The organism is Pseudomonas sp. PVC-5-1 (genome assembly GCF_057444345.1).
On record NZ_CM172024.1, the window covers coordinates 978,036 to 1,004,298 of the forward strand.

General features: G+C 60.0%; 22 protein-coding genes and 2 pseudogenes. 14 read left to right on the plus strand and 10 right to left on the minus strand.

The window, feature by feature from the left end; all coding sequences use genetic code 11:
- Positions 1-36: 36 nt before the first annotated feature.
- From AC2T3R_RS04500 to AC2T3R_RS04550, 11 genes are all read left to right on the plus strand, one after another.
- Positions 37-1,062: an HpcH/HpaI aldolase/citrate lyase family protein gene (locus AC2T3R_RS04500; protein WP_486744702.1), complete on the plus strand. Its 1,026-nt coding sequence runs from the start codon at positions 37-39 to the stop codon at positions 1,060-1,062.
- Positions 1,046-1,861 (plus strand): HTD2 family dehydratase, encoded by an 816-nt coding sequence (locus tag AC2T3R_RS04505; protein ID WP_253138886.1) that lies wholly within the window; start codon positions 1,046-1,048, stop codon positions 1,859-1,861. Before AC2T3R_RS04500 ends, AC2T3R_RS04505 begins: the two co-directional genes overlap by 17 nt.
- 33 nt (positions 1,862-1,894) lie before the next feature.
- Positions 1,895-2,728, plus strand: a complete 834-nt coding sequence (locus AC2T3R_RS04510; RefSeq protein WP_253138890.1) for an HpcH/HpaI aldolase/citrate lyase family protein — start codon at positions 1,895-1,897, stop codon at positions 2,726-2,728.
- Between the two features lie 31 nt (positions 2,729-2,759).
- Entirely contained in the window at positions 2,760-3,971 is a 1,212-nt protein-coding gene (locus tag AC2T3R_RS04515; protein ID WP_253138893.1) for an aminotransferase class I/II-fold pyridoxal phosphate-dependent enzyme, read from the plus strand.
- A complete protein-coding gene (locus AC2T3R_RS04520) occupies positions 3,968-4,756 on the plus strand; it encodes a class I SAM-dependent methyltransferase (RefSeq protein WP_253138896.1) in 789 nt (262 codons plus the stop codon). The genes AC2T3R_RS04515 and AC2T3R_RS04520 overlap by 4 nt, the downstream gene beginning before the upstream one ends.
- A 25-nt stretch (positions 4,757-4,781) precedes the next feature.
- A complete protein-coding gene (locus AC2T3R_RS04525; protein WP_486744703.1) occupies positions 4,782-6,236 on the plus strand; it encodes a GMC oxidoreductase in 1,455 nt (484 codons plus the stop codon).
- A 46-nt stretch (positions 6,237-6,282) separates the two neighbouring features.
- Positions 6,283-6,720: a 2'-5' RNA ligase family protein gene (locus tag AC2T3R_RS04530; RefSeq protein ID WP_253138902.1), complete on the plus strand. Its 438-nt coding sequence runs from the start codon at positions 6,283-6,285 to the stop codon at positions 6,718-6,720.
- Positions 6,717-8,294, plus strand: coding sequence for a CocE/NonD family hydrolase (locus AC2T3R_RS04535; protein ID WP_253138905.1), 1,578 nt, complete (start codon positions 6,717-6,719; stop codon positions 8,292-8,294). The genes AC2T3R_RS04530 and AC2T3R_RS04535 overlap by 4 nt, the downstream gene beginning before the upstream one ends.
- Before the next feature lie 2 nt (positions 8,295-8,296).
- Positions 8,297-9,529 carry a hypothetical protein gene (locus AC2T3R_RS04540; protein ID WP_253138908.1) on the plus strand — a complete coding sequence of 411 codons (1,233 nt, stop codon included), beginning with the start codon at positions 8,297-8,299 and terminating at the stop codon, positions 9,527-9,529.
- Between the two features lie 49 nt (positions 9,530-9,578).
- Positions 9,579-10,472 carry a carbon starvation induced protein CsiD gene (locus AC2T3R_RS04545; RefSeq protein WP_486744704.1) on the plus strand — a complete coding sequence of 298 codons (894 nt, stop codon included), beginning with the start codon at positions 9,579-9,581 and terminating at the stop codon, positions 10,470-10,472.
- Between the two features lie 101 nt (positions 10,473-10,573).
- Positions 10,574-10,993 carry a hypothetical protein gene (locus AC2T3R_RS04550; protein WP_054573155.1) on the plus strand — a complete coding sequence of 140 codons (420 nt, stop codon included), beginning with the start codon at positions 10,574-10,576 and terminating at the stop codon, positions 10,991-10,993.
- Here AC2T3R_RS04550 and AC2T3R_RS04555 read toward each other — a convergent pair.
- From AC2T3R_RS04555 to AC2T3R_RS04600, 10 genes and pseudogenes are all read right to left on the minus strand, one after another.
- A pseudogene (locus AC2T3R_RS04555) lies at positions 10,990-11,205 on the minus strand (oligopeptide/dipeptide ABC transporter ATP-binding protein); the annotation flags it as partial. The gene AC2T3R_RS04550 and the pseudogene AC2T3R_RS04555 sit on opposite strands and share 4 nt — an antisense overlap.
- Before the next feature lie 123 nt (positions 11,206-11,328).
- Positions 11,329-12,297, minus strand: a complete 969-nt coding sequence (locus AC2T3R_RS04560; RefSeq protein WP_024086321.1) for a peptide ABC transporter ATP-binding protein — start codon at positions 12,295-12,297, stop codon at positions 11,329-11,331.
- Complete coding sequence (locus AC2T3R_RS04565) at positions 12,297-13,265, minus strand: ABC transporter ATP-binding protein (protein WP_054573153.1); 969 nt, start codon at positions 13,263-13,265, stop codon at positions 12,297-12,299. Before AC2T3R_RS04565 ends, AC2T3R_RS04560 begins: the two co-directional genes overlap by 1 nt.
- A gap of 10 nt (positions 13,266-13,275) precedes the next feature.
- Positions 13,276-14,202 (minus strand): ABC transporter permease subunit, encoded by a 927-nt coding sequence (locus tag AC2T3R_RS04570; protein ID WP_015269040.1) that lies wholly within the window; start codon positions 14,200-14,202, stop codon positions 13,276-13,278.
- A 10-nt stretch (positions 14,203-14,212) separates the two neighbouring features.
- On the minus strand, positions 14,213-15,223 hold the full coding sequence (locus AC2T3R_RS04575; RefSeq protein ID WP_012316108.1) for an ABC transporter permease subunit: 1,011 nt from the start codon (positions 15,221-15,223) through the stop codon (positions 14,213-14,215).
- Positions 15,224-15,314: 91 nt separating this feature from the next.
- Entirely contained in the window at positions 15,315-16,925 is a 1,611-nt protein-coding gene (locus AC2T3R_RS04580) for an ABC transporter substrate-binding protein (protein WP_486744705.1), read from the minus strand.
- A 77-nt stretch (positions 16,926-17,002) separates the two neighbouring features.
- Positions 17,003-18,382 carry an OprD family porin gene (locus AC2T3R_RS04585; RefSeq protein WP_061551942.1) on the minus strand — a complete coding sequence of 460 codons (1,380 nt, stop codon included), beginning with the start codon at positions 18,380-18,382 and terminating at the stop codon, positions 17,003-17,005.
- Positions 18,383-18,606: 224 nt separating this feature from the next.
- Positions 18,607-20,200 (minus strand): annotated as a pseudogene (locus tag AC2T3R_RS04590) (ABC transporter substrate-binding protein).
- A 146-nt stretch (positions 20,201-20,346) separates the two neighbouring features.
- Positions 20,347-21,972, minus strand: coding sequence for an ABC transporter substrate-binding protein (locus AC2T3R_RS04595; RefSeq protein WP_013971054.1), 1,626 nt, complete (start codon positions 21,970-21,972; stop codon positions 20,347-20,349).
- Positions 21,973-22,364: 392 nt separating this feature from the next.
- Positions 22,365-23,081 carry an SIMPL domain-containing protein gene (locus tag AC2T3R_RS04600; RefSeq protein ID WP_015269044.1) on the minus strand — a complete coding sequence of 239 codons (717 nt, stop codon included), beginning with the start codon at positions 23,079-23,081 and terminating at the stop codon, positions 22,365-22,367.
- Between the two features lie 202 nt (positions 23,082-23,283).
- Between AC2T3R_RS04600 and AC2T3R_RS04605 the strand changes: the two genes are divergently transcribed.
- The 3 genes from AC2T3R_RS04605 to AC2T3R_RS04615 all read left to right on the plus strand — a co-directional run bounded on the left by AC2T3R_RS04605 (position 23,284) and on the right by AC2T3R_RS04615 (position 26,259).
- The gene (locus tag AC2T3R_RS04605) at positions 23,284-24,540 is read left to right on the plus strand and encodes an ATP-binding protein (RefSeq protein ID WP_003257889.1); all 1,257 of its coding nucleotides are present in this window, start codon (positions 23,284-23,286) and stop codon (positions 24,538-24,540) included.
- Positions 24,540-25,100: a response regulator transcription factor gene (locus tag AC2T3R_RS04610; RefSeq protein WP_015269045.1), complete on the plus strand. Its 561-nt coding sequence runs from the start codon at positions 24,540-24,542 to the stop codon at positions 25,098-25,100. The genes AC2T3R_RS04605 and AC2T3R_RS04610 overlap by 1 nt, the downstream gene beginning before the upstream one ends.
- Positions 25,101-25,317: 217 nt before the next feature.
- Positions 25,318-26,259: an AEC family transporter gene (locus AC2T3R_RS04615; protein ID WP_015269046.1), complete on the plus strand. Its 942-nt coding sequence runs from the start codon at positions 25,318-25,320 to the stop codon at positions 26,257-26,259.
- Positions 26,260-26,263 lie beyond the last annotated feature (4 nt).

Sequence of the window (26,263 nt, forward strand, 5' to 3'; positions counted from 1 at the left end):
CTGTGATTCTGCATGGGCGCGTGCGGAGAATGATCAATGAAAGAATTTATACCGGACCGGATCTTGTTCGGTGGCGGGAGTATCCCTCGCAGGTTGCCGGTAGTCGATCACTACGCGGGTATCGAGCGGTTCATGTACAAGGCTTTGGAGTTGCAAGCGAACATGGACGGCGCGTTCGATGTCACACTGGATTTTGAAGACGGCAGTTTGTCTGGAAATGAGTGCGAACAAATACAGCTAACTGCGGCGGTGCTGAATGATGGAGACTACCTGCACGGACGTGTAGGTATCCGCATACATGACGCCAGCAGCAATTTCTGGCGCTTGCAGTGTGAACACACCATTCGGGCCGGGCTGCGGCCACCAGCCTATGTGACCCTTCCCAAAGTCACCGGCGTTGCTCAGGTTAAAACGGTAGCAGCCTACATTGCCGAGTTGTGCGAGCAGGCGGGGATGCAACAGAGGGTTACCCTGCATGTCATGGTTGAAGATCTTGGCGTGCTTGGCGAACTCGAAGCCATCGTACGATTGCCGGAAGTTGAATGTGTGAGTTTTGGTCTACTCGATTATGTCTCGTCATTTGCCGGGGCGTTACCGATGTCGTTGATCAACTCTCCGAACGAGTTCGCTTCGCCAATCATCAACGATGTCAAAGTACGCATTTCCACATTGTGTCAAATCCATGGCAAGGTCGCCTCGCACTCGCTGTGTTCCGAACTCAAGGATGCCCAGGTCGTTACCGCACATGCGGCGCGTGCATTCAATGAGCTCGGTTTCCGCAGGATGTGGAGTATTCATCCGGATCAGATTGAACCGATTCTCAAGGCTTCGCGACCAGAGCAGGTATTGATCGAACGTGCCGTGCAGATTCTGGTCTTGGCCCATGCCGAGGGCTGGGCGCCGATTCGACACGACAATCAGTTGCATGATCGCGCCAGCTATCGCTACTTCTGGGGTGTCCTGAAGGCGGCCTATGCCAGCGCTATTGAATTGCCGGAGTGTACCAGGCCTCTGTTCGCCTCAGTGCGCAACAAGGAGGACAGTCATGTTGGAGCGCATTGAGGACGTGAAGCTTGACCTTGGCAAGGTCAATGGATTTGCAGCGCTTTGTGGTGATCGCACAGTTGTTGACAGCGCTGAGCAACTGTTGCCTTTGGGCTGGCACCAGCTGTTCACCCATACCAGCGATCCTTGGTTACAGCATGGGGTTGACGGTCACCCGCAGGAACGTTCATCCGATGTCCCCGTTCATCTGACTAAGCGCATGTGGGCAGCAACCGAAGTTCGGGTGACTCATCCGATTCGGCTGAAGGATCACGTGACCTGTGAACGCGATGAGCCGGTGGTGGTAATCAAGCAGGGCAGCAGCGGAGAGCTGGCGTTCAGCCGCGAAGTCATGCGCTGGCGCCGTGGCGTTCAAGTGCTGATGGAAGAAGCGAAGACCGTTGTTTACAAGGCCGCACAAGCTGTCGGGCAGGTACAGGCACTCACGGCACCGCAGCAACCTATGCCCGTTCCTGAGATGCAGCAGGTACTGATGTTGGACGAGGTTGTCTTGTTCAAGTACTCGGCATTGCTCGGTGTCGCACATCGCATTCATTTCGATCAGCCATATGCCACTCAGGTCGAGGGGTATCCAGGCTTGGTTATTCATGGTCCCTTGCTGATTCAGCTCTTATTGAAGCTGGCCCGTGCCAGCCAGCTAGGAGCATTCAGTGGTGCCTACACCGCCCGTGCACTACGACCCAGTTATCTGGGCATGGCGCTGCAGTTGAACCTGACGAAGCGCAACGACCACGTCCTGCTTTGGGTTTCAGATGCCGAAGGCAATCCGACGTTGACCGTCACGCTGCGTGCTTAGCACTTCCATTGAGTCAGAACCAGAGGAAACGATATGAGCAGAATCATCCGTCATCGCTCCATTCTTTTCACGCCAGCGCTGCGGGTGGACCGCTTTCGCAAGGGATTGGACACCGATGTCGATATGTCGTTGATCGACCTTGAAGACTCAGTTGCGGCCACCAGCAAGCAGGAGGCTCGCGAAGCATTGCTCGAGTGCCTGCATCTGGACCGCACCAGTGATGCCCAAGTCGCGGTTCGCATCAATAGCATCGATAGTGGCGAAGGTTATGAAGACCTCATGTTCTTGCGTAAGGCCAAACGCGCTCCCGATATCGTGCTTGTACCGAAAGTCGAATCATCACGTGATATTGCTGCCGTGCACGCGTTGACTGCGCACTATTCGGCGAATCATCGCTACTACGCACTCATCGAAAGTATTAAGGGTGTGGACAATATTGCCGAGATTGCGGCCAATTCGCCCAAACTTTCCGGCCTGGTGTTCGGCTCCGCTGACTATACCCGGAGCATCGGTGCCGAGATTTGCTGGGAAACGTTGCTGATGGCGCGCATGGCCATCGTTCACGCCGCACGTACCTGTCACGCCGTGGCAATTGATACCCCTTACTTCGACATCGCCGACCTGGCTGGCCTGAGGGACGATTGCCAGAAAGTCAAGAGTTTGGGGTTTGACGGCCGGTGCGTTATTCATCCGTCTCAAATCGAGGCTATCAATACAGCGTTTTCTCCTTCGCCACAGGCCTTGATGCGTGCCCGCAAAATCGTGGAAGCGGCTCGCCTGAGTGACGGCAATATTTGTCGGGTCGATGGCGAGATGGTGGGGGCGCCCATCATCGAGGAGGCCAGGCGTCTGCTGGCACGAGGTTGACCCATTTTCAGGACGAAGAAGGAGTACAGCGATGAACAAGCACCAGAACATGCGCAAGATGATTGAGTTCAGTCAGCCTTCGTGGGACGTTGCGAGCAAAGCGGGCATCGTGGACTTGAGCGTGGAGTACCGCCAAGCACCTTACCTGTCCCATACCGGGCGGGAATTCATCAACATGTGTTCGTGCTCCTATCTGGGCCTTGACACTCACCCAGCCATCCTAGAGGGTGCCAAGCAGGGTATCGATGCGGCTGGTGCCTTGCACCTGACAACTGCCCGCTGTCGCCTTTCCATCAAGCTGCTTGCGCAGTTGGAAGACGAACTCTCCTGCCATTTTGGCGGTTATGCCGTGGCCTACAACTCCTGCGCGGCTGCGACCTCAGCCTGTTTGCCAATCCTGGCATCAGGTGTGCTGACCGATGGCATCAAGCCGGTCATGGTCTTCGATAAGCAGGCGCATTTCTCAATGGCGCACCTCAAACCATTGTGTGCGGACGAGACACAGGTGCTGACCTGCGAGCATAACGACATCGCCTTTCTCGAGGATGTGTGCAAACAGCACGAACGAGTTGTGTATGTCGCCGATGGTACATACAGCATCGAAGGCTTTGCGCCGCTGGAAGCTCTTAAACGCCTGCAGGAACGCTACAAGTTATTCCTTTATCTGGATGACTCACACGGCTTGTCAATTACCGGAGCGCGCGGTCAGGGGCATGTACTTCAGGGGCTAGGTAAGTTGAATGAGCGAACAATCGTAGTCGCTTCGCTGGCTAAGGCTTTCGGTGCTGCAGGCGGTATGTTGCTCAGTGGTAATCCTGAGCTGAAGACGCTGCTGGTGCGTTATGGCAACGCTTGGTCGCAATACCTCAACTCTGCCGGCATCGGTGGTGCGCTGGCGTCATTGGCGTTGCATCGCAGTGAGGTGCTTAAGGAGCGCCAGCAGGCATGGTTGCATAACCTGAACATGCTCGACAGCCGCTTCAAGTCGCAGAACGAAGGGCTTCTGTCGCCGATCAGGGTGGTCATGCTCAAACGTCCGGATCAGGCCGTCAGTTTGGCCAGAACCTTGCTCGATAAAGGCTTTTATACATCGGCGGTATTCTTCCCAGTGGTACCAAAGTCGATGGCCGGCTTGAGAGTGATGCCACGCGCCGATGTCGATGACGCAACCATGCGTTCCTTCTGCGATGCTCTCGAGCGTGAAGCCGGCGCGGAACTATGCCGTGAGGGCGAGCGTACATGAGTAACGTCGTCGAAGAGCCGGTTACTCGGCGTCTGGCCAGTTTCCAGGCCATCCTCGAGCAGGGGAGCCAGCGGCTTCTGAAGAAGGTTGGAATTGCCCCAGGCAAGCGTGTGCTCGAATTAGGCTGTGGTACAGGGGCCATGACGTTCTGGCTTGCACGGCAGGTTGGCCCCAAAGGTGTCGTGGTTGCGCTGGATAGATCGACGGAAGCACTCGCCTCAATCTCCGCCCGCGCGGTAGAGGCTGGCCTCGATAACATTGTCTGTCAACAGGCTGATCTTGAGCGGGGTGTACCTGAGTTGCAGGCGGTCGATCTAGTGCATGGGCGTTTCGTGCTTATGCACTTGACACATTCGGCGAGCCTCTTGTGCAGGCTGTTCGATGCGATGCCCCCTGGGGCAGTGCTTGCACTGGAGGAACCGGCCATTTCTGTGTTCCGTAGCCAGGCAGATCGCCAGTTGTGGCAATTCTGTGTCGACCTGTATCGGCGTTATTGCGAAGTTCAGCACATTGATCCGAACTATGGCGGGCGTCTGTTGAACCATGTCAGCCAGGCAGGATTTTGCGTGCAGGATGATGCGTTGAACTTCGCTTCTCTCACTTATGAACAGGCCAGACACTATATGGCACTGTCCTTGATGGCAAGTGGTCAGCGATATGTCGATGCTGGCTTGGTCGAGCGCGATGTATTGGATGAGCAGATCGCCGTCTTGACCAGCGAAACCTGCGGAGACCGGCGGACAACGCATTTTCACGCAGTGGCGCAGTTGATCGCTTACCGCTGACAGGGCTGATTTCAGGGAGCGACGCATGTCCGTACAAGACAGTGAAGATGAAGTGTTGGTGGTCGGCAGTGGTATCAGCGGTATGGCCGTGGCCCGCCAGCTGGCTGCCCGGCGCATACGTTGCCAGGTGCTGGAGGCGGGTAAGGCGACAGACGTGAACCGTCGCTTTGCCAGCATGGCTGAATTTCGCCAGCATCTGGAGCCGCAATTGGCGATAGACACGGCGATGTGGCGATATAGTTGCCAAGGGGAGCACTATAACTGGACGCGTGTGCGTGCGGCAGGAGGGCGGGCGCTGTTGTGGGGTGGTTGGGCTGCCTGGCCTGATCGACGCTCTTGGGGCGACGCCCAGTCCTGGGGGCGGCCATGGCCGATTTCATACGAGCATATGCAACCCTTGCTAAAGCGTGCAGCACGGACCCTGAAGACGGTCCGTTTGTCGCTACCTTCTGATTTCGATGTGATTTCCCGCGACCTGGGGCTTGCAGTCCAGCCCAAATTGGCCGCCAAGGGCCCCTTGAAGGAGAGGCCGTATCACCCCCTCGATGGTCATGTGTCCGGCGTTGGCTACCTGACTCTGTCTACAGGGCGTATCTGCACACGCGTGACCCTGAGCAATAGCCGCTGTACCGGGTTGGAGTATTTCGATGTGCATAGCGGCGACGTACGCCGATGCCGCGCACGTGCTGTTGTGCTGTGCCCGTCGCCGGTTGAAACGACAAGGATTCTGCTCGACTCCAACCTCAGCCTGCATTCGGATGCCGCGGGCTCGGTGGGTCAGGGGCTCAGCGACCATATCGTGGCCGTCTATCTGGTACTAACCACTCGCCAGCCGGGACCGGACAATTACCTTACGAATGGGCACAACGTTGCTTTCATGCCTAGGGTCGAGTCACCCGGCAAGGCTTATCGGGGCGGTTTCACCGTCGAATTACATGGCCCGGATGCTTTGGATCAGTTGGAAGAGCAGCACCTTAGCCAGATCGGCCTGTCCCGGCAGCAGTCGGTGGATTACGCGGGGTACCTGATTTACGTCATCGGCGAACTCGGGCCAACAGCTGAACGCTTCCTGGACCTTGATCCAGAGCTTCGCGACAGTCTTGAGCGGGCGCTGCCTCGCTTCAACAGCCGCTGGAATACAGAGGACCTCGAGCTGGCGCAAGACATGGACAGAGTTGGCAACGAGATCGCCCAGTCACTGGCGCAGCAATGCGACGGTCGCGTTTTCCGGCTTCTGGAAACGTTGTCGCTGGGAGGCGCCGGCATCAGCCACGAAGCGGGTACTTGTGCCATGGGAACCAGTGCCAAGCAGTCGGTGGTTGGCCTCGACGGCCAGGTTCACAAAGTCAAAGGGCTTTTCGTTGGCGATGCGTCGATCCTGCCTACGGCACTGGATTGCCCTCCTACGCTGGCTATCGTGGCGATGGCACTGAATACCGCTGATGGCGTTGAGCGAGCCTTGAGCAGAAGGGACACATGACGCTGCTGTAAAGGGAGACGTAAACAGGTCGACAAAGAGAGGCAACATGTTCACATCGTTTAGACGCTACATCGCATCCATCCGAGAACTGGTCAAGCAGTGGGCGAACGCCCAAGGACCGTTATCGTTGTACTTCGAAGGGTTGCGGGCTTTGGCTGCGCCATCTTGCCTGCTGTTGGCAAGTGCTCAGGCTGACCAGGTGATGCGCGATGCCCTGCAAGCGTTTCGAGCGATCGCTAGGTGTGAGGGCCTAGCCTGTGTCGAGCAGGTGCCTGTAAATGAATGGTTGTTCCATGTCTCACTAGCCCATTGCCCTGATGTCTCGCCGGAACATTGGCAATCCGTGATCAGTGATATACCGATGCAACTGGCACAGATTGAGTCGCTGCATGTAAACCAGGTGGAGCTTGTGCATTACCGTGGGCAACGTGAGTTGCCCGCGCAAGTGGTGCAGCTGCATGGCCAGACCGAGGTAGCCTCGTGATCCAGCATCCTCGTATCGAGCAGCACTCGCTTGTATGCGCCGGTGGCCATGTGCTGAATATCCAAGTGTATCGAAGCGTCGAACGGGTTGAACTGTACTCGAGCATTCTGGTGATGACGCCATACGGAGCTCAGCGATATCAGCAGGATGGACAGCGCTTCAGTACGGCCGGGTTTGCTATGGTGGTTGTGGATTCGCGCGGTTGTGGCGCATCATCAGGTTGCTTTGAGCCTTTTGAGCATGACGGCGAGGATGCACGTCATGTGATCCGCTGGATAGTCACTCAAGCGTGGTCCAATGGTCGCGTCGGGATGTATGGAGGCTCGTACTCGGGTTTCGTTCAGTGGGCAGCCTGCAAGGAGCCCGTTGGAGGGCTGAAAAGCCTCGCGCCGGTTGCCTCGGTTCATCCAGGCGTCGACTTTCCTGCCGTCAATGGCCTGCTGTATCTGTATGCCAGTCGCTGGCTCGCGTATGTGGCTCAGCGAGCCGAAGATGAAGAGCGGTATCTGGATAACGGCTTCTGGAACAACCGTCTGCGTGCTGTCAGCGCGTCTAATCCGGCTGCCTTGATTGCCGCTGCAGGAAACCAGGCCGTGACGTTGCGGCGTTGGCTCTACGAGTTGGGCAACGACAAGTATTGGCAAAGGCTGTTGCCCGACCTGGGTTGCATGGCTGGCCTCGATATTCCCGCATTGTTCATCACGGGGACTCATGACGATGACCAGCGAGGGACGCTTGGTTATTACACACAGCTAAGTGAGCGCCAGCGTGGCAAATCGTTATTAGTCATCGGGCCGTGGGACCACGACGGGACGCGGCAACCAAGGGCATGCTTCGGCGGCTTGGAACACAACTCTGCCAGTTGTCTCGACCTGCTCGAGCTGCACATCCAGTGGTACCGCTTCACGTTGGACGGAGGGGCTCGCCCAGCCATCTGCCGATTGCCGGTTCTTTACTACATGGCGGGCCGTGAGTGTTGGTTCGAGAGCACTTCATTTGCACAGCTTAGTGATCGGAAGTTAACCCTACACTGTGCCGCCGCAGGTGGTTTGGGCTACATGCCGGTGTCGTCCAAGTCCATATCCATGATCTTGCCCGGTCCTGCACCATGTATCGGCAACGTCATGGAGCACGAGCCCACCTATCGAGCCAGCAGCCAATTGCTGGAGTCAGCAGCCGGTGTTGCCTTCACCAGCGCCGCAGGTCAGCAGCCTTTGGCGTTGTGCGGGGTGCCCAGCGTCACGCTGTACCTGCGAGTGGGGCGCTCTGCCGACGTATGCGTGAGACTTTACGCGTTGCTGCCTGATCGCACGGCGCTATACCTGGGTGCGAGCAACCGAAAGGTTGACCGGGCAGAAGGCTTTTACGCACAGCCTTGGCTGTTCGATAGTTTCAATCTGATCTGTAGAGAGTTGCCTGCTTCCAGCCAGGTGCGCGCTATCGTCAGCCTCAGTGACCCTTCGCTGTGGCTAAGCGACAACGACATGCAGACCGAGGTGGAGCTGCATTACGGGGGCGACTGCCCATGCACGCTGAGCCTGCCTCTGCAAGCTCTTGCAACGAGGAACGATTAGCCATGTCACATACGAAGGACAACCAGATCATCCGCTATGCCTATGGTTCAGGACTCTACGGTCGCAATGATCAGGTCATTCTGGCTGGCACGCCTTTGCTGGAAACTGAGCATCAGCTGTTTGGCAACATTACCAAGAGTCTGGTTGAGTTGGTGTTTCATGTATTCGAGTATCGCCATCAGGCAAACCACGGGCAATTTGCTCGCGACCTGGGAAAGTCGACATCACTCATCGAACTACTTTTGTCGCTATATTCGAAGCCAATAATTTCCTCGATTCTCGCGCGTGCGGATATCGTCCGTACCGTTGACGGCTTCAAGATCATCGAACTCAACCTGGGTAGTCAGATCGGCGGCATGTATTACGCATCCTTACCACGTCTTGCCGGCATTACCCAGGAACATGATGCTCTGAAAGGGTGGTCGGCGCATGTGATGAATCGGCTTGACAGAAATGCGTCGATGGTTTTCACCGATAGTGTTGCGGGGGTTGCATGGATGTCTCCTTACTGCCAGCAGCTCAGTCGTGAGTTGGCACTGCATACCGGTGTCGATACGCCTTTGGTCGACTGCGAAGCCTTCAGCTACCGCGGGGGGAGGTTGTATGCGGCAGGGCGCGAAGTGAACGCGATCTACTCATGGCTAAGTGACCACGAACTGTATGATGGGCAGGCGCGAATGCAGCCGTTGATACAAGCTTTGCAGGACGGCGCAGCAAACTTAATAATGTCGCCATTGGCCCCGGTTTTTGCCGACAAGGGTGTATTCGCGCAGCTTTGGGAGATGCATCAGGAAAACAGCCTCAGTGGGGATCAGAGCGCTTTTCTCAAAGCCCATGTGCCGTTTACTCAGTGGCTTGAACGTGCCGACATCGAATGGCTGCGCAGCGAACAGCAGTGCCTGGTCATCAAACCAACCGATGGCTATGGCGGTCATGGCGTTGTGGTGGGGAGCGAAGTCTCGGCCCAGGCCTGGGACACATTGATCCACGAGCGAATGCAGCAGATGGAATGCGCGCGGCATGTGGTACAGGTGTTGGCGCTTCCGAGGCATCAGGCGGTGAGTATTGGACGTTGGGACGGTACATCCGTATGGGCGGATAGCCATGTGATATGGGGCGCTTTCGTTCAGGGTGGTGAGTACCTTGGAGCTTACGTCCGCAGTAAACCCTGCACGGGCAGTCTTGTGATCAACCAAGGCAATGGCGCTGCAGTTGGCCCAGTCACGATCGAGTGATAGCACATTGAATGAAACACGGATTGTTGGTAAGTCGAGGTAAAAGGCCATGGAGCAAATGTCTCAGGGGCGTATCAAGCATTACGAGTTTTCTGGGGAGCAGGTAAGAAATTTTATTCAGCGCGGAGAAAGCACCACGGTGAATGATCTTCACTTCGTTCCTTACAAACGTTACGTGCTTGCCGGTTTTTTATTGGAAGAGTTGGGCGAAGGTGTTATTGAAGACTTCAAGTCCTGTTTGCAGGACTATGACACGGGGTGTGCGATTCTCAAATTTGGTTCGGCTTTGTCTAGGGAAGACAGCATCAAGGTAGCTACAGCGGTGTCGCACCTTATTGCCGAACCCTCTATTCAAGGCCCTGATGGAGGTTATTACGGTATCTCCAGAATTACTGATGACAATAATCCGACGTTCAAATTGCTCTATCCCTATGCAGATTTCAGTCTGCACAGTGATGGCGTATTTGCAGACAATCCGGTCGACTGGCTGATGATGATGAAATTACATGAGCGCAATGTTGTCGGCGGTTGCTCACGCCTATTGCATATGGCGGACTGGGAAGATTATGAGCACTTTCACAATGATCCTGACAATCAAATCATTCGTCATGGGCTCTTGGCAAAGGACGGTCGTTACGATGTCTTCAGAAAGTTCAGCTCTCTTGAGCCGGGTCTCTCGCGCATTCTTTATAAACAAGCAGGAAGGCGGCAGGTAAAATTCGTCGATCAGTATGTAATTCCCAGCACCATCGCCCAAGCGTGCTTCATTGCACGTTTCCAGGCAGCCTTGGAAGCATCCAGGCATGTAGAGGAAGTTGCTCTGGCGCCCGGCAGCATGATTGTACTCAACAATCACTTCTGGATGCATGGTCGATCGGCCTTTGAGCGCCATCCGCAACTTGAGCGGGAGCAGCTCCGGCAGTACGGAGTGTTTCCACATTAACGGCGTGTTTACTCGTTAATTGCGGGACTCTTAATCGGCTCTTTGAATCGGAAGCTTAATGCTTCTGAGGGAGCGCTGTTAATTAAAAATGGAGTTTTATTATGGCAGGAAGAATCAACTATCCGTTAGGTGTGCGTGGCTATCAGGTTGCTGCGGTGCAGAAGCTCTGTGAGGGTGTGGATGCTGTCTACGGCTCGGCAGTCCAGGGGGATTTTATCGAGTTCGGCACCGGTTGGGGCACCACTGCGGGAGTTCTGGCTCAAGCCATGGCGGCCTGTGATCTGTCTTGGCCGGCTGATTGGGCCGAACGTCATGGTGTCAAGCAAGGCCGGGAGTTATACCTGCTCGACAGTTCCGATGGCCTGCCCACTGCTGAGCATGAAGCGGATGCGAACATGCCACATGTTCAGTCGGGGTATCGGAACCGGGGGGTGGGCAAAGCGTTGGATCCGCACCAACTCATGGGGCAGTGCGCCCAGCATCTACCTTCCGAGCGCATCTGCCAGTGTTCTTACAGTTAAAGAAACTGCTCGACATAGTGGCAGGCCACCTGCCGGGTACTCACCCGCCTGAGCGCCGGCACCTTCTTGGCACACCGCTCGGTCGCATAAGGGCAACGCTTGTGAAACGCACACCCATTCGGCGTGTTCAGCGGGTTGGGTATCTTCGGCCCAATCTCCGCCGGCCGGTGCCGATTCCGGTGATTATCCTGATCTGGTTCTTCATGCATTGAGATTTTTGGGGCCGCTTTGCGGCCCATCGCGACACAAGGCCGCTCCTACAGGAGATCGCGGTCCCTTGTAGGAGCGGCCTTGTGTCGCGAAAGGGCTGCAAAGCAGCCCCGGCTATCCAAAGGCTAAAGAAACTGCTCGGCATAGTGACAAGCCACTTGCCGGGTACTCACCTGCCTGAGCGCCGGCACCTCCTTGGCACACCGCTCGGTCGCATACGGGCAGCGCTTGTGAAACGCACACCCATCCGGCGGGTTCAGCGGGTTGGGCAACTCCCCGGCAATGCGGATCTTCGGCTTCAAAGGGTCCGGGTGAATCGCCGGCGTCGCCGACAGCAGCGCCTGGGTATATGGGTGCAACGGCCTTTCGTAGATATCTTCTTTCGGCCCCATCTCCGCCGGCCGGCCGAGGTACATCACCAGCACCTGATCGGCCACATGCCGCACCACCGCAAGGTTGTGCGAAATAAACACGTAGGCGGTGTTGAACTCCTTCTGCAAGTCCATGAACAGGTTCAGCACCTGGGCCTGGATCGACACGTCCAGCGCCGAGGTCGGCTCGTCCGCCACCAGCACCTTGGGCTGCAGCATCATTGCCCGGGCCAGGGCAATACGTTGGCGCTGGCCACCGGAGAACATGTGCGGGTAACGCTGGTAATGCTCGGGGCGCAGGCCGACCTGTTCCATCATCTTCTGCACCTTTTCTCGCCGCTCGGCCTTGCTCAGCGAGGTGTTGATCAGCAGCGGCTCGGCCAGCTGGTCACCAATCTTCTGCCGTGGGTTGAGCGAGGCGTAGGGGCTCTGGAACACCATCTGCACATCGCGGCGCAGTTGCTTGCGCTCGCTCTTGCTGGCGCCTTTCACTTCGGTGCCGGCAATTTGCAGCGAGCCGGACGACGGCTCTTCGATCAGGGTCAGGGCGCGGGCCAGGGTCGACTTGCCGCAGCCGGATTCGCCGACCACGGCCAGGGTCTTGCCGGCCTCCAGTTCGAACGACACGCCATTCAGCGCGCGGACCAGGGCGTGCCCCTTGAACAGCCCGCGGGAGACTTCGTAATGCCGGGTCAACTCCCGGGCGGATAGAACGACGGCCATCACGCCACCTCCTGGTTCAGCGGGTAGAAGCAACGCACCAAGCCATGGGCCTGGGGATCGAGGGGCGGGCGCTGGCGCCGGCAGTTGTCCTGCACGTACGGGCAGCGCGGTGACAGCAGGCAACCCACGGGGCGGTCGTAGCGGCCGGGGACGATGCCGGGCAGGGTGGCCAGGCGTTCGGCACCAATGCTGTGCTCGGGGATCGCCGCCAGCAACGCTTCGCTGTAGGGGTGGGCGGGCACGTCGAACAGCTCCGGCACCTGGCCCACTTCCACGGCCTGGCCGGCGTACATCACGCACACCCGCCTGGCCGTTTCGGCGACCACGGCGAGGTCGTGGGTGATCAGGATGAGCGCCATGTTGCGCTCCTTCTGCAGGTTGACCAGCAGCTCCATGATCTGCGCCTGGATGGTCACGTCCAGCGCAGTGGTGGGTTCGTCGGCAATCAGCAGCTTGGGCTCGCCGGCAATCGCCATGGCAATCGCCACGCGCTGGCTCATGCCGCCGGACAGCTGGTGCGGGTAGGCGTCCAGGCGGCTTTCCGCAGCCGGGATCTCGACCTTCTTCAGCAGCTCCAGGGCACGCTGGCGCGCGGCCTTGCCCTTCAGGCCCAGGTGCTGGCGCAGCACTTCCTCGATCTGGTAACCCACGGTGTAGCTGGGGTTGAGCGCGGTCATCGGGTCCTGGAAAACCATGGCGATGTCCTTGCCCACTACCTTGCGTCGCTGGCGACCGCTGAGCTTGAGCATGTCGGTGCCGTCGAAGGTGAGCGAGTCGGCGGTGATGCGCCCGGGGGCGTCGATCAGGCCCATCAGGGCCATCATGGTCACGGACTTGCCCGAGCCGGATTCGCCGACGATGGCCAGGATCTCGCCGGCTTCCACCGTCAGGTCCAGGCCATCGACTACCGGTACCGCATTGGTGTCGCCGAAGCGCACGTTCAGGTTGTTGATCTGCAACAGTGACATGGCGTTCTCCTCAGGCGGCGTTCTTGAGTTTCGGGTCCAGCGCATCGCGCAGGCCGTCGCCCATCAGATTGATTGCCAGCACACTGAGCAGAATGGTCAGGCCGGGCAGGCTCACCACCCACCAGGCGCGCTCGATGTAGTCACGGGCCGAAGCCAGCATGGTGCCCCACTCCGGGGTCGGCGGCTGTACGCCAAGGCCAAGGAAGCCCAGGGCGGCGGCGTCGAGGATGGCCGAGGAGAAGCTGAGGGTGGCCTGCACGATCAGCGGTGCCATGCAGTTGGGCAGCACGGTGACGAACATCAGCCGTGGCAGCCCGGCACCAGCCAGGCGTGCGGCGGTGACGTAGTCGCGGTTCAGCTCGCCCATCACGGCGGCGCGGGTCAGGCGCACGTAGGATGGCAACGACACGATGGCGATGGCGATCACGGTGTTGATCAGGCCTGGGCCGAGGATGGCGACGATGGCCACTGCCAGCAGCAGCGAGGGCAGGGCGAGCATCACGTCCATCAGGCGCATGATCGACGGGCCGAGCAGTTGCGGGAAGAAACCGGCCAGCAGGCCCAGCAGGATGCCAGGGATCAGCGACATCACCACCGACGACAGGCCGATCAGCAGCGAAAGCCGCGCGCCCTGGATCAGCCGCGAAAGCAGGTCGCGGCCCAGTTCGTCGGTGCCGAGGATGAACTGCCAGCTGCCACCTTCGAGCCACACCGGTGGGGTCAGCAGGAATTCGCGGTACTGCTCGCTCGGGTCGTGCGGGGCAACCCACGGCGCGAACAGCGCGCAGAACACTACCAGGCACATGAAGGCCAGGCCCATCACCGCGCCTTTGTTGCGGGCGAAGGCTTGCCAGAATTCTTTGTATGGCGAGGGGTAGAGCAGGCTCTGGTCCACCGGGCTGGCCGGCGTGACGGATTTCGGAATCGGGCTAGTCATGGCGAAGGCCTCAGCGCTGATGACGAATGCGTGGGTTGGCCAGGCCGTAGAGGATATCCACGACGAAGTTGACCAGGATCACCAGGCAGGCGATCAACAGGATGCCGTTCTGGACCACGGGGTAGTCACGGGCACCGATGGCTTCGATCAGCCACTTGCCGATGCCCGGCCAGGAAAAGATGGTTTCGGTCAGCACCGCACCGGCCAGCAACGTACCGACCTGCAGGCCGAATACGGTCAGTACCGGGATCAGCGCGTTGCGCAGGCCGTGCACGAACACCACGCGGGCCGGCGACAGGCCTTTGGCGCGGGCGGTGCGGATGTAGTCCTCGCGCAGCACTTCGAGCATCGACGAGCGGGTCATGCGGGCAATCACCGCCAGCGGGATGGTGCCGAGCACGATGGCCGGCAGGATCAGGTGCATCACCGCGTCCTTGAACGCACCTTCCTCGTCGCTGAGCAGGGTGTCGATGAGCATGAAGCCGGTCTTCGGCTCGATGTCGTAGAGCAGGTCGATGCGCCCGGACACCGGGGTCCAGCCCAGGCTTACCGAGAAGAACATGATCAGGATCAGGCCCCACCAGAAGATCGGCATCGAGTAACCGGCCAGGGAAATGCCCATCACCCCGTGGTCGAACAGCGATCCGCGCTTGAGCGCAGCGATCACCCCGGCCAGCAGGCCGACGATGCCGGCGAACAACAGGGCGGCAAAGGCCAGTTCCAGGGTGGCCGGGAACAGGGTGAGGAACTCGCTCCACACGCTCTCGCGGGTGCGCAGCGATTCACCGAGGTCACCCTGGGCCAGCTTGCCGACGTAGTCCAGGTACTGGACCGGCAGCGGCTTGTTCAGGCCCAGGCGCTCCATGGCCTGGGCATGCATTTCGGGGTCGACCCTGCGCTCGCCCATCATCACTTCCACCGGGTCGCCGGGGATCAGGCGTATGAGCGCGAAGGTCAGCAAGGTGATACCGAAAAAGGTCGGTATCAGCAGGCCAAGGCGCCGGGCAATAAAGCTCAACATTGTCGGGGTTACCTCATCAGGCCGTGGGGCGATCAGCCCGCTACGGTGGTGCCGCCGGTTCCCGTGTGGGTTGCCGGCGGTCGTTGTTGTTCTACTTCACCTTGGTGGTGGCGAAGTTGTTGTTGGTCAGAGGGTTGATCACGTAGCCCTCCACGTTGTCACGCATGGCGGTGAACATCTTCGGATGGGCCATGCTGATCCAGGGTTGTTCGTCATCGTACACTTTCAATGCCTCGTTATAGAGCCTTGCACGCTCGTCGTTGTCGATCACTTCGCGGGCGCGGCTGATCAGCTCCTGGAACTTGGGGTTGCACCAGCGTGCATAGTTCTCACCGCTTTTGGCGGCATCGCAACTGAGCAGCGGGCTGAGGAAATTGTCCGGGTCGCCGTTGTCGCCGGCCCAGCCGGTGGACACCAGGTCGGCCTCGCCCTTCTTGGCCCGGCGCAGCATTTCGGCCCACTCCATCACGCGGATGTCCAGCTTCAGTCCGATCTGCTTGAGGTCAGCCTGCAGCATCTCGGCAGACAAGCGCGGGTTGGGGTTGGTCGGGCCGCCGCCGTTGCGCGTGAACAGGGTGATTACCGTACCTTCGGGCACGCCCGCCTGCTTGAGCAGATCGCGCGCCTTGGCCAGGTCGCGGGGTGGGTTTCTGTTCTCGTTGTTGTAGCCAATCATGGTCGGCGGGTACGGGTTCACGCCGACCAATGCGTTGCCTTTGCCGAACAACTGGTCGACATGGGTCTGGCGGTCGAAGGCCATGTTGATGGCTTTGCGCACGCGAACGTCGCTCAGGTATTTGTGTTCGGTGTTCATCGAGATGTAACCGGTGACCAAGGCCTCGATCTCCTCGACCTTGAGTTTCGGGTCCTGCTTGATCGACGGCACGTCATCGGGCTTGGGATAGAGCGCTACCTGGCACTCGTTGGCGCGCAGTTTCTGCAGGCGCACATTGCTGTCGGTAGCGATGGCGAAGACCAGCGCATCGGCCGGTGGCTTGCCGCGGAAATAGTCCGGGTTGGGCTTGAAGCGAACCTGGGCATCCTTGTTGTAACGCTGGAAGATGAACGGGCCGGTGCCGATCGGCTTGCTGTTCAACTCGGCAGCCTTGCCAGCCTTGAGCAACTGGTCGCCGTATTCGGCGGAGTAGATCGAGGTGAAGCCCATGGCCATGTCGCGCAGGAACGGCGCTTCCGGTCGGGTAAGGGTAATCACCACGGTGTGCTGGTCGGCCTTGCTGACCGACTTGAGCAGGTCCTTGAAGCCCATGCTCTCGAAGTACGGGTATCCGACGCTGGTCTTGTCATGCCATGGATGGTTCGGATCGAGCTGGCGATTGAGGCTCCACAGGACGTCATCGGCGTTGAAGTCGCGGGTCGGCTTGAAGTAGTCGGTAGTGTGGAACTTCACGCCCTGGCGCAGATGGAAGGTGTAGGTCAGGCCATCGGCTGAAATGTCCCAACGCTCGGCCAGGGCCGGCTGGACTTCGGTGGTACCGGGCTTGAAGTCGACCAGGCGATTGAACACCGTCTCGGCCGAGGCATCGGCGGTGACCGCAGTGGTGTACTGGACGATGTCGAACCCTTCCGGGCTGGCTTCGGTGCACACCACCAATGGTTTGGCCGCCAGTTGCGTGGCACCGCCCAGAAGCAGTGCGGCCAGGGCCAGGCGCAGTGGCCGCGATTTCATGAAAGCTCTCTGCATGGGTTGAAACTCCCTGCTTGCATTGATTCCAGCGTAGCCGCCACGGCCCGCAGCGAAGCAGGCCGTGGCGCCGGCGGTCAGAGAATGTTGAATGGAATGGTGGTAACCACCCGGAACTCATCCAGGCTGCCATCGCCCTGGGCCTTGCTGGCGCGGTGCGCGGTGTAGGTGGCACGGATGCTGGTGTCTTTCAATGGCCCGCTCTGTACCGCGTAGCTGGTGCCGAAGCCCCACTCGTAGTGGGTTTCGCCATCCAGGCCGTTCACGTCGTAGGCGGTACCGCGGTAATGGGTACCATCGATGCCCCAGCCGCGGGCGTTGTACAGGTTGAACTTCAGGCCCGGCACGCCGTACGGCGCCATGTTCAGCACGTAGGAAATCTGCAGCGATTTCTCGTTGGGGCCGTTGAAGTCCGACAGCAGCGAGTTGGCCAGGTAGATGCCGTTGGTTTCGTGCAGGTAGTCGAAGTATTCGTTGCCGTTGACCTGCTGCCAGGAGGCGCTGAGGGTGTGGGCCTGGTGGGTCAGGCCGAACGACAGGCTGTAGGTGTCGTTGTCGATCTCGCCCATCTTCTTGCTGCCGGCGTCGACGGTCTTGTAGTAGTTCAGGCCGGTGCTCAGGCTGAGCACTGCGCTGTCGCCGAGCACGTGGTTGGCGCCGAAGTAGTACTGGTTCCAGAAGTCGTCGACCTTGGTGGCGTACAGGCTGGTGCTCAGGCTCTTGAACGGCTGGTAGTTGATGCCGGCGGTGCTGGCGCGGTCGGTTTCCACGCCAGTGGCACTGTACTCGGTGCGGAACTTGCTGAGGCTCTGTTCGGTACGTGGCGAGACGCGGTCGAAGGTGCCCAGGTCGAAGCTCAGGTTGTCGAATTCGGCACTGTGCAGGAACGCGCCCTGGAAACTCGAGGGCAGGGCGCGGTTGCCGATGTAAGCGATCATCGGCGTGTCCACCGATTGGCGGCCGACGGTGAGGGTGGTGTTGGACACCCGCGCCTTGACGTTGGCCAGGCCCATCTTGCTCCACTGGCCGACCGGGTCGCCGTCGCTGTGGGTCAGGGTGCGGTTGTTGGGGCCGGCGACGTCCTCGCGGTTCTGCAGCAGGGCGATGGCATTGTAACCGGCGGCTTCGACGGCGAAGCCGACGGTGCCCTGGGTGAAACCGGAGCTGTAGTTGAGGATGGTGCCCTGCACCCAGTTCTCGCGGCTGTGGGTGTCGTGGCGGGTGCCGTCGCTCTTGTAGTACTTCCACAGCGGGGCGCGTGTGGCGCGCTCGCGGGCATACCAGTTGCGGGTGCTGCCGGACAGGCTCTGGCCGTCGACGAAGCCGCTGGCCTGCTCCTGCTCGCTGCTGCCTTTTAGTGTGATGGGCACGTATTCCTGGCTTTGCGGGTCGGCCTGGGTCACGGTGGATAAGGCACTGATGGATAAAGCCAGTGCGGTCAAGGTGAATAGTCTCAAGGTTAAAGCTCCCTTTCTGTTCTTCTAGTTATTGCCTGGCCTTGTGGGCCGGGCTTCTTGCTGCGGTGTTGCCAGGGTTGCCCGGGGTCACCGGGCAGAATCGGGGCGTTGTGTTGGCTGTGCCGGCCTCTTCGCGGGCGCGCCCGCTCCCACAGGTTTCGTGAACCTGAGGAGAACACTGTGGGAGCGGGTTTACCCGCGAAGAGGCCGGTACCGGCTAATGCTCAATCAACACTCACACCGGAAAAATCGTTGCGCCCGAAAGGGCTGACCTTGAATTCGGAAACCTTGATGCTCAGCGGTTGGTTGACCGTTGAATGTGCCACCGGGGTAATCGGCACCTGCTGCTTGAGCCGCTGCTGGGCCTGCTGGTACAGGGCGGTGCGCTGCGCGCGGTCGGTGACCTGCTTGGCCTGCTTGACCCAGGCTGTCGTACTGCGGATCGCACCACAGCGAGTAGTTGTTGCTGCCGATGGCATCGCAGTTGTAGAGGGTGCCCAGCCAGTTGTCCGGGTCGCCGTTGTCCCCGGTCCAGCCAATCAGGGCGATATCGTGCTCGCCGCTTTTCATGCGCTTGAGGTACTCGCCCCATTCATAGCTGACAATGCGCACCTTGAAGCCGAGCTTGCTCCAGTCGGCCTGGAGCATTTCCGCCATCAGCTTGGCGTTTGGGTTGTACGGGCGCTGCACCGGCATGGCCCACAGGGTGATCTCGGTGCCCGGCTTGACTCCGGCCTGCTGCAGTAGCTGTTTGGCCTTTTCCGGATCGAAGGGGGCGTCCTTGATGCTGTCGTCATAGGACCACTGGGTTGGCGGCATGGCGTTGACTGCCAGCTGGCCGGAATCCTGATACACAGCCTGGATGATCGCCTGCTTGTTCACTGCCATATCCATTGCCTGGCGCACTTCCAACCGGTCGAACGGTGGGTGTTGAGTGTTGTAGGCGATATAGCCGAGGTTGAAGCCAGGCTGTTGCAGCACCTGCAGTTTGCTGTCGGCCTTGAGCGCCGGGAGGTCTGCGGGGCGCGGGTTCAGGGTGACCTGGCATTCGTTGCGGCGCAGCTTCTGGATGCGCACCGAAGGGTCGATGTTGATCGAGAACACCAGGTTGTCGATCTTCACGTCCTGCGGTGACCAATAGGCCTTGTTGCCCTTGTAGCGGATCTGCGAATCCTTCTGATAACGCTGGAACACGAACGGCCCGGTGCCGATCGGTTGCTGGTTGATGTCGCTGGGGCGCCCGCTGGTTATCAACTGTTCGGCGTATTCGGCAGAGAGGATCGAGGCGAAGCTCATGGCCAGGTTCTGGATGAACGCGGCATCGACCTTGTTCAGGGTGAACACCACGGTCAGTGGACCGGTCTTTTCGACACGGGCGATGTTCTTGTCCAGGCCCATGCTGATGAAATAGGGGAACTCGGTCGGGTAGGCCTGGCGGAACGGGTGGTTCTTGTCGAGCATGCGGTTGAAGGTGAACAGCACGTCGTCGGCGTTGAAGTCGCGGCTCGGTGCAAAGGCCTTGTTGCTGTGGAACTTCACCCCTTCGCGCAGGTGGAAGGTGTAGCGCAGGCCATCTTCGGACACCTCCCAGCGGGTCGCCAGGGCAGGGTGCACGGCAGTGCCGCCGCGTTCGAACTCGACCAGGCGGTTGTAGATCGGTTCGGCGGCGTCATTGTCGGTGGCGCTGGTGTACTGGGCGGTGTCGAAGCCGGCGGGGCTACCTTCGGAGCAGAACACCAGGTTGTTGGCCAGCAGGGCCGGCGATTGGCTGATCAGGCCCAGGGCCAGCAGGGCGCAAAGGCGGGTGGTATGGCGCATGGCAAGTCCTTTTACGTCTGTTTGCGCCGCCTCGGGGTACGAATGGCGGCAACAGGTCGCCGACCCCGCTGCGGATGGCAGCGGGACGACATGAACGGGTATGAGGATGGCGGGGCACCCGCCGCTCGGCGGGTGCCTTGGCTAGCCTATTTGTCCACGCTGACGCCGTAGAAGGAGTTCAGCGCGAACGGGCTGATCTTGAAGTCCTTCACCTTGGCGCTCATGGGCTGGTACACGGTGGAGTGGGCGATCGGGGTGATCGGCACCTGCTCCTTGAGGATGTGCTGTGCCTGCTGATACAACTCGGTGCGCTTGGCCTGGTCGGAGGTGGCCTTGGCCTGCTTGATCAGGTCGTCGTAGGGCTTGTAGCACCATTTGGAGAAGTTGTTGCCGTTCATGGCGTCGCAGCCGTACAGGGTGCCCAGCCAGTTGTCCGGGTCACCGTTGTCACCGCTCCAGCCGATCAGCATGGCGCCCTGTTCGCCGCCTTTGGAGCGCTTGATGTACTCGCCCCACTCATAGCTGACGATCTTCGCCTTGATGCCGACCTTGGCCCAGTCGGATTGCAGCATCTCGGCCATCAGCTTGGCATTGGGGTTGTACGGGCGTTGCACGGGCATCGCCCACAGGGTGATTTCGGTGCCTTCCTTGATGCCGGCTTCCTTGAGCAGTTGCTTGGCTTTTTCAGGGTCGAATGGCGCGTCCTTGATGCTGTCGTCATAGGACCACTGGGTCGGGGGCATGGCGTTGACCGCCAGTTGGCCGGCGCCCTGGTAGACCGACTCGATGATCTTTTTCTTGTCCACGGCCATGTCCAGCGCCTCGCGGACTTTCAGCTGGGCCAGCGGGTTGGGCTCGTTGCTACCCTTGACCTTGTCCATCACGTTGTAGGCGATGTAGCCGAGGTTGAAACCGGCTTGCTGCGGCATCTGCAGCTTGGGGTCCTGTTTCAGCGGCTGGATGTCGGCAGGGCGCGGGAACAGGGTGACCTGGCACTCGTTCTTCTTCAGCTTCTGCATGCGCACAGAGGCGTCGGTGGTAATGGCGAAGATCAGGTTGTCGATCTTCACGTCATCAGGTTGCCAGTAGTCCTTGTTGCCCTTGAAGCGGATCTGCGCGTCCTTCTGGTACTTGCTGAACACGAACGGGCCAGTGCCGATCGGCTTCTGGTTGATGTCGGCGGCCTTGCCGTCCTTGAGCAACTGGTCGGCGTATTCGGCGGACTGGATCGAGGCGAAGCTCATGGCCAGGTTCTGAATGAATGCGGCGTCGACTTCGTTGAGGGTGAACCTGACGGTATGTTCGTCGAGCTTCTCCAGCTTGGCGATGTTCTTGTCCATGCCCATGTCGGTGAAGTATGGGAACTCGGTGGGGTAGGCCTTGCGGAACGGGTGGTCCTTGTCGAGCATGCGGTTGAAGGTGAACAGCACGTCGTCGGCGTTGAAGTTGCGGGTGGGCTTGAAGTAGTCGGTGGTGTGGAACTTGACCCCTTCGCGCAGGTGGAAGGTGTAGGTCTTTCCGTCGTCGGAGACTTCCCACTTGGTCGCCAGCCCCGGGATGACTGCCGTGCCGCCACGTTCGAACTGGGTCAAGCGGTTGAACACGGTCTCGGCCGAGGCGTCAAAGTCAGTCCCTGTGGTGTATTGGCCCGGGTCGAAGCCGGCCGGGCTGCCTTCGGAGCAGAACACCAGGTTGGACGCTGCGAGTGCCGACGGTGCGCCGGAGAGCAAGCCTGCGCCTAGCAGGAACGGAATGACTGCGTGTTTGAGCATGGTGGCCTCATTGTTGTCATTTTTCGATTGAGGTGGCCTCGTGAGCCGACCTGCGGATACTTATGCAGGGGGTGTTCCCAATGCAATATGCGGAGGGATAGTTGGCGCCAGAAAAGTGGTACGAGCGTACATGGATGTCGCATTGATATAACTTTCGAAGAAGTTAAACGTTTGCGTAGGCAAAATGATGGCTTTTTGCGGGATATTTCGAGGCGGGGTTGGCGTAGGAAGCACCTTATTGGTGCGTAGGAAATGTCTGAATCTGCGCTTTTTCGACTGACCTCATCGCCGGCAAGCCAGCTCCCACAGGTACAACACAAGGGCTGAAACCTGTGGTGTATCTGTGGGAGCTGGCTTGCCGGCGATGGGGGCGCAATGCGCCCCCGGCGAACTCAAGGCATCTGCACTTCGATCAGGCCATCGGCATTCATGCTCACTTCACTGGTCCCAGCCTCGATATCCGGCGCCGGTGCCGACTCATCAGCCCCCATTGCCTTCATCGCCATCGGCGCACTGCGCAGGTAAGGGCGCGGGTAACCGCTGCTGTTGAGGTTCAGGCTGACCACCTTGTAGCCCTTGCCACCCAGTGCCTCGGTAGCCAGTTGCGCGCGTGCCTTGAAGGCATCCACCGCATCCTTGAGCAGTGCATCCTCGCTGGCCTTGCGCGTGGCCGGGGCGATAGAGAAGTCCATGCCCCCCATCTTCAGCTCTTGCAGCAAGTCGGCGGTCAGCTGCGACAGGGCAGGGAAGTTGGCGCTTTCCAGGCGCAACTCGGCGCGCTCGCGCCAGCCGGTGATCTTCTGGCCCTTGCTGTCATATACCGGGTAGCTGTTGCGGCTACCCTGGCTGATCTTCACGTCCTTGACCTGGCGCGACTGCTGTACGGCCTTGTTCATGGTTTCGGTGATCTGCTTGGCGAGCTTGCCCGGGTCGGTGTTCTGCGCTTCGCTGTACAGGGTAACGACCATCAGGTCGCGCGCCACTTCCTTGCTGACCTCGGCACGCAGCGAGACCTGATTGTAGCGCGGCTCATCGGCAGCCAGCGCCGGCAGGCTGGCGAGCAGGCCGCAGGACAGGATCAGGGCGGTGCCGCGACGTGGGATTTGCATGTGGTACTCCTTGGCAATATAAGGCGTGGGTTGTGGCCATCCATTCCACGCATGGCCCATCAGACCGGCAACAGTGTAGTGGGTTCAAAAGTGCCATCATGAACCTGTGACAAAGTGTGGCGCTTTGCCGCATCGCTGCAGCGAGGCGCCTGGCTTCGGTATACTCCAGCCGATTTTTCTGGAGCACTCATCAGGAGAGCTCATGCTCGCCGCCGTACAACCGCTGTCTGCTACTCGCCAGAACCTCTGGCGCCTGACCGTCATTCGGGTCCTGGTCCTGGCTGCCCAGGCCGGCTCCGTGGGCGTCGCCTACTGGACCGAACTGCTGCCTTTGCCCTGGCTGTCGCTGGCCGGCACCTTGGCCTTGTCTTCGCTGCTGTGCGCCTTCACGGCCCTGCGCCTGCGCCTGTCGTTGCCTGTCACCGAGCTGGAATATGCCCTGCAACTGGCCTGCGACCTGCTGATCCACAGTGCCTTGCTGTACTACTCCGGCGGCTCGACCAACCCGTTCGTTTCGTATTACCTGGTGCCGCTGGCGATTGCCGCAGTTACCTTGCCGTGGCTGTATTCGCTGATCCTGTCCGGCATTGCCCTGACCGCCTACAGCCTGCTGCTGGTGCAGTTCTACCCGCTCGAAGGCCTGCCGATGGCGCGGGACAAGATGCAGGTGTATGGCATGTGGCTGAGTATTGCCCTGGCCGCGGCGGTGATCACCTTCTTTGCCGCACGCATGGCCGAAGAGCTGCGCCGCCAGGAGCAACTGCGTTCCGAGCGGCGTGAAGAAAGCCTGCGCGACGAGCAGCTGCTGGCCGTGGCCACCCAGGCCGCCGGTGCCGCCCATGAGCTGGGCACACCGTTGGCGACCATGAGCGTGCTGCTGAACGAAATGCGCCAGGACCACGCCGACCCGTTGCTGCAGGAAGACCTGCAGATCCTTCAGGACCAGGTGAAGCTGTGCAAGGAAACCCTGCAACAGCTGGTACGCGCCGCCGAAGCCAACCGCCGCCTGGCCGTGGTGGAGCAGGATGTCACGGCATGGCTGGACGAGGCGCTCAACCGTTGGCACCTGATGCGCCCGGAAGCCAGCTACCGCTTCCAGCGCTTGCGCGACGGCCAGGTGCCGCGCCTGACCCCGCCGCCGGACCTGACCCAAGCGTTGTTGAACCTGTTGAACAATGCCGCCGATGCCTGCCCCGACGACCTTGAAGTGCGCCTGGACTGGGACACCCATGACATCGTCATCAGCATCCGTGACCACGGCCCCGGCGTACCGCCGGCAATCGCCGAGGCCATCGGCAAACCCTTCATTACCACCAAGGGCAAAGGCTTCGGCCTGGGCCTGTTCTTGAGCAAGGCCAGCGTGACCCGTGCGGGCGGTTCGGTGAAACTCTATAGTCATGAACAGGGTGGCACCCTTACCGAACTGCGCCTGCCCTATGGCAAGCGAGGAGATGAATGATGAGCGAAGAAAACCAGGTCGAAGGCGAAGAGCTGCCGCACCTGCTGCTGGTGGATGACGATGCCACCTTCACCCGGGTCATGGCCCGGGCCATGAGCCGCCGCGGTTTCCGCGTCAGCACCGCCAGCTCTGCCGAGGAAGGGTTGATCCTGGCCCAGCAAGACCTGCCGGACTACGCCACACTGGACCTGAAGATGGAAGGCGACTCCGGCCTGGTGCTGCTGCCCAAGCTGCTGGAGCTGGACCCGGAAATGCGCGTGGTGATCCTGACCGGTTACTCGAGCATTGCCACTGCGGTGGAAGCGGTCAAGCGTGGTGCCTGCAACTACCTGTGCAAGCCGGCCGATGCCGATGATGTGCTGGCTGCGTTGCTGTCAGAGCATACCGACCTGGACAGCCTGGTGCCGGAAAACCCGATGTCGGTCGACCGCCTGCAGTGGGAGCATATCCAGCGCGTACTGAACGAGCACGAGGGCAATATCTCGGCCACCGCGCGGGCGCTGGGCATGCACCGGCGGACCTTGCAGCGCAAACTGCAGAAGCGCCCGGTCCGGCGCTGATTCCTGCAGGGCTTGTACCGGCCTCTTCGCGGGCTTGCCCGCTCCCACAGGTACTGCACAGGTCTTGAGGCTTGTGGAGTACCTGTGGGAGCGGGCAAGCCCGCGAAGAGGCCGGTACTGACAGAAATTTCTCTGTAACACCCCACGATCCCCGCAAGTCCCGGCCGTTGGCGTATCATTAGCCCCCTAACGGCAACCCTTCCAGGATCGCTTGCGCATGCTCGCCCTTCTTATCCAGACGTTGAACATCACGGCCCCGGTCTTCGCCATGCTGTTCATGGGCGTGCTGCTCAAGCGTATCCGCCTGATCGACGACAATTTCAACCGCGTAGCCTCGCAACTGGTGTTCAACGTGTGCATGCCGGCGTTGCTGTTCCTCGGCATCTATCACGCCGACCTGGCCACGGCGGTCAAACCCGGCGTCCTTCTCTATTTCATCGTCGCCACCCTGGCCGGCTTCGCCATTGCCTGGGGCATGGCCATCTGGCGCAGCCCGCTGGCCGACCGGGGCATCTATACCCAGGGCGCATTCCGTGGGAACAACGGCGTGATCGGCTTGGCCCTGGCCGCCAGTCTCTACGGCGACTACGGCATCTCCCTGGGGGCGGTACTCGCCGGCCTGGTCATCCTCATGTACAACTCGTTGTCGGCAGTGGTGCTGGCGGTTTACAGCCCGGACCTGAAATCCGACCCGTGGAGCATCTGCAAGAGCATCTTCAGCAACCCGCTGATCATCAGTGTGCTGGTGGCCACGCCCATGGCCTACGGCCAGGTGCCGTTGCCCAACTGGCTGCTGACCTCGGGCGACTACCTGGCGCAGATGACCCTGCCGCTGGCGCTGATCTGCATCGGTGGCACGCTGTCGATGGCGGCACTGCGCGACAGTGGCAGGCTGGCCATCGACGCCAGCCTGGTGAAGATGGTCTGGCTACCGCTGCTGGGTACCCTCGGAGCCTGGCTATGCGGCTTCCGCGGCGCCGAGCTGGGCATCCTGTTCCTGTACATCGGCAGCCCGACTGCAGCTGCCAGCTACGTCATGGCGCGGGCGGCGAACGGCAACCATGAGCTGGCTGCATCGATCATCGTGATTACCACGCTAATGGCGGCGATCACCACCAACATTGGTATTTTCATCTTGCAGTGGGGCGGATGGATCTAGATCC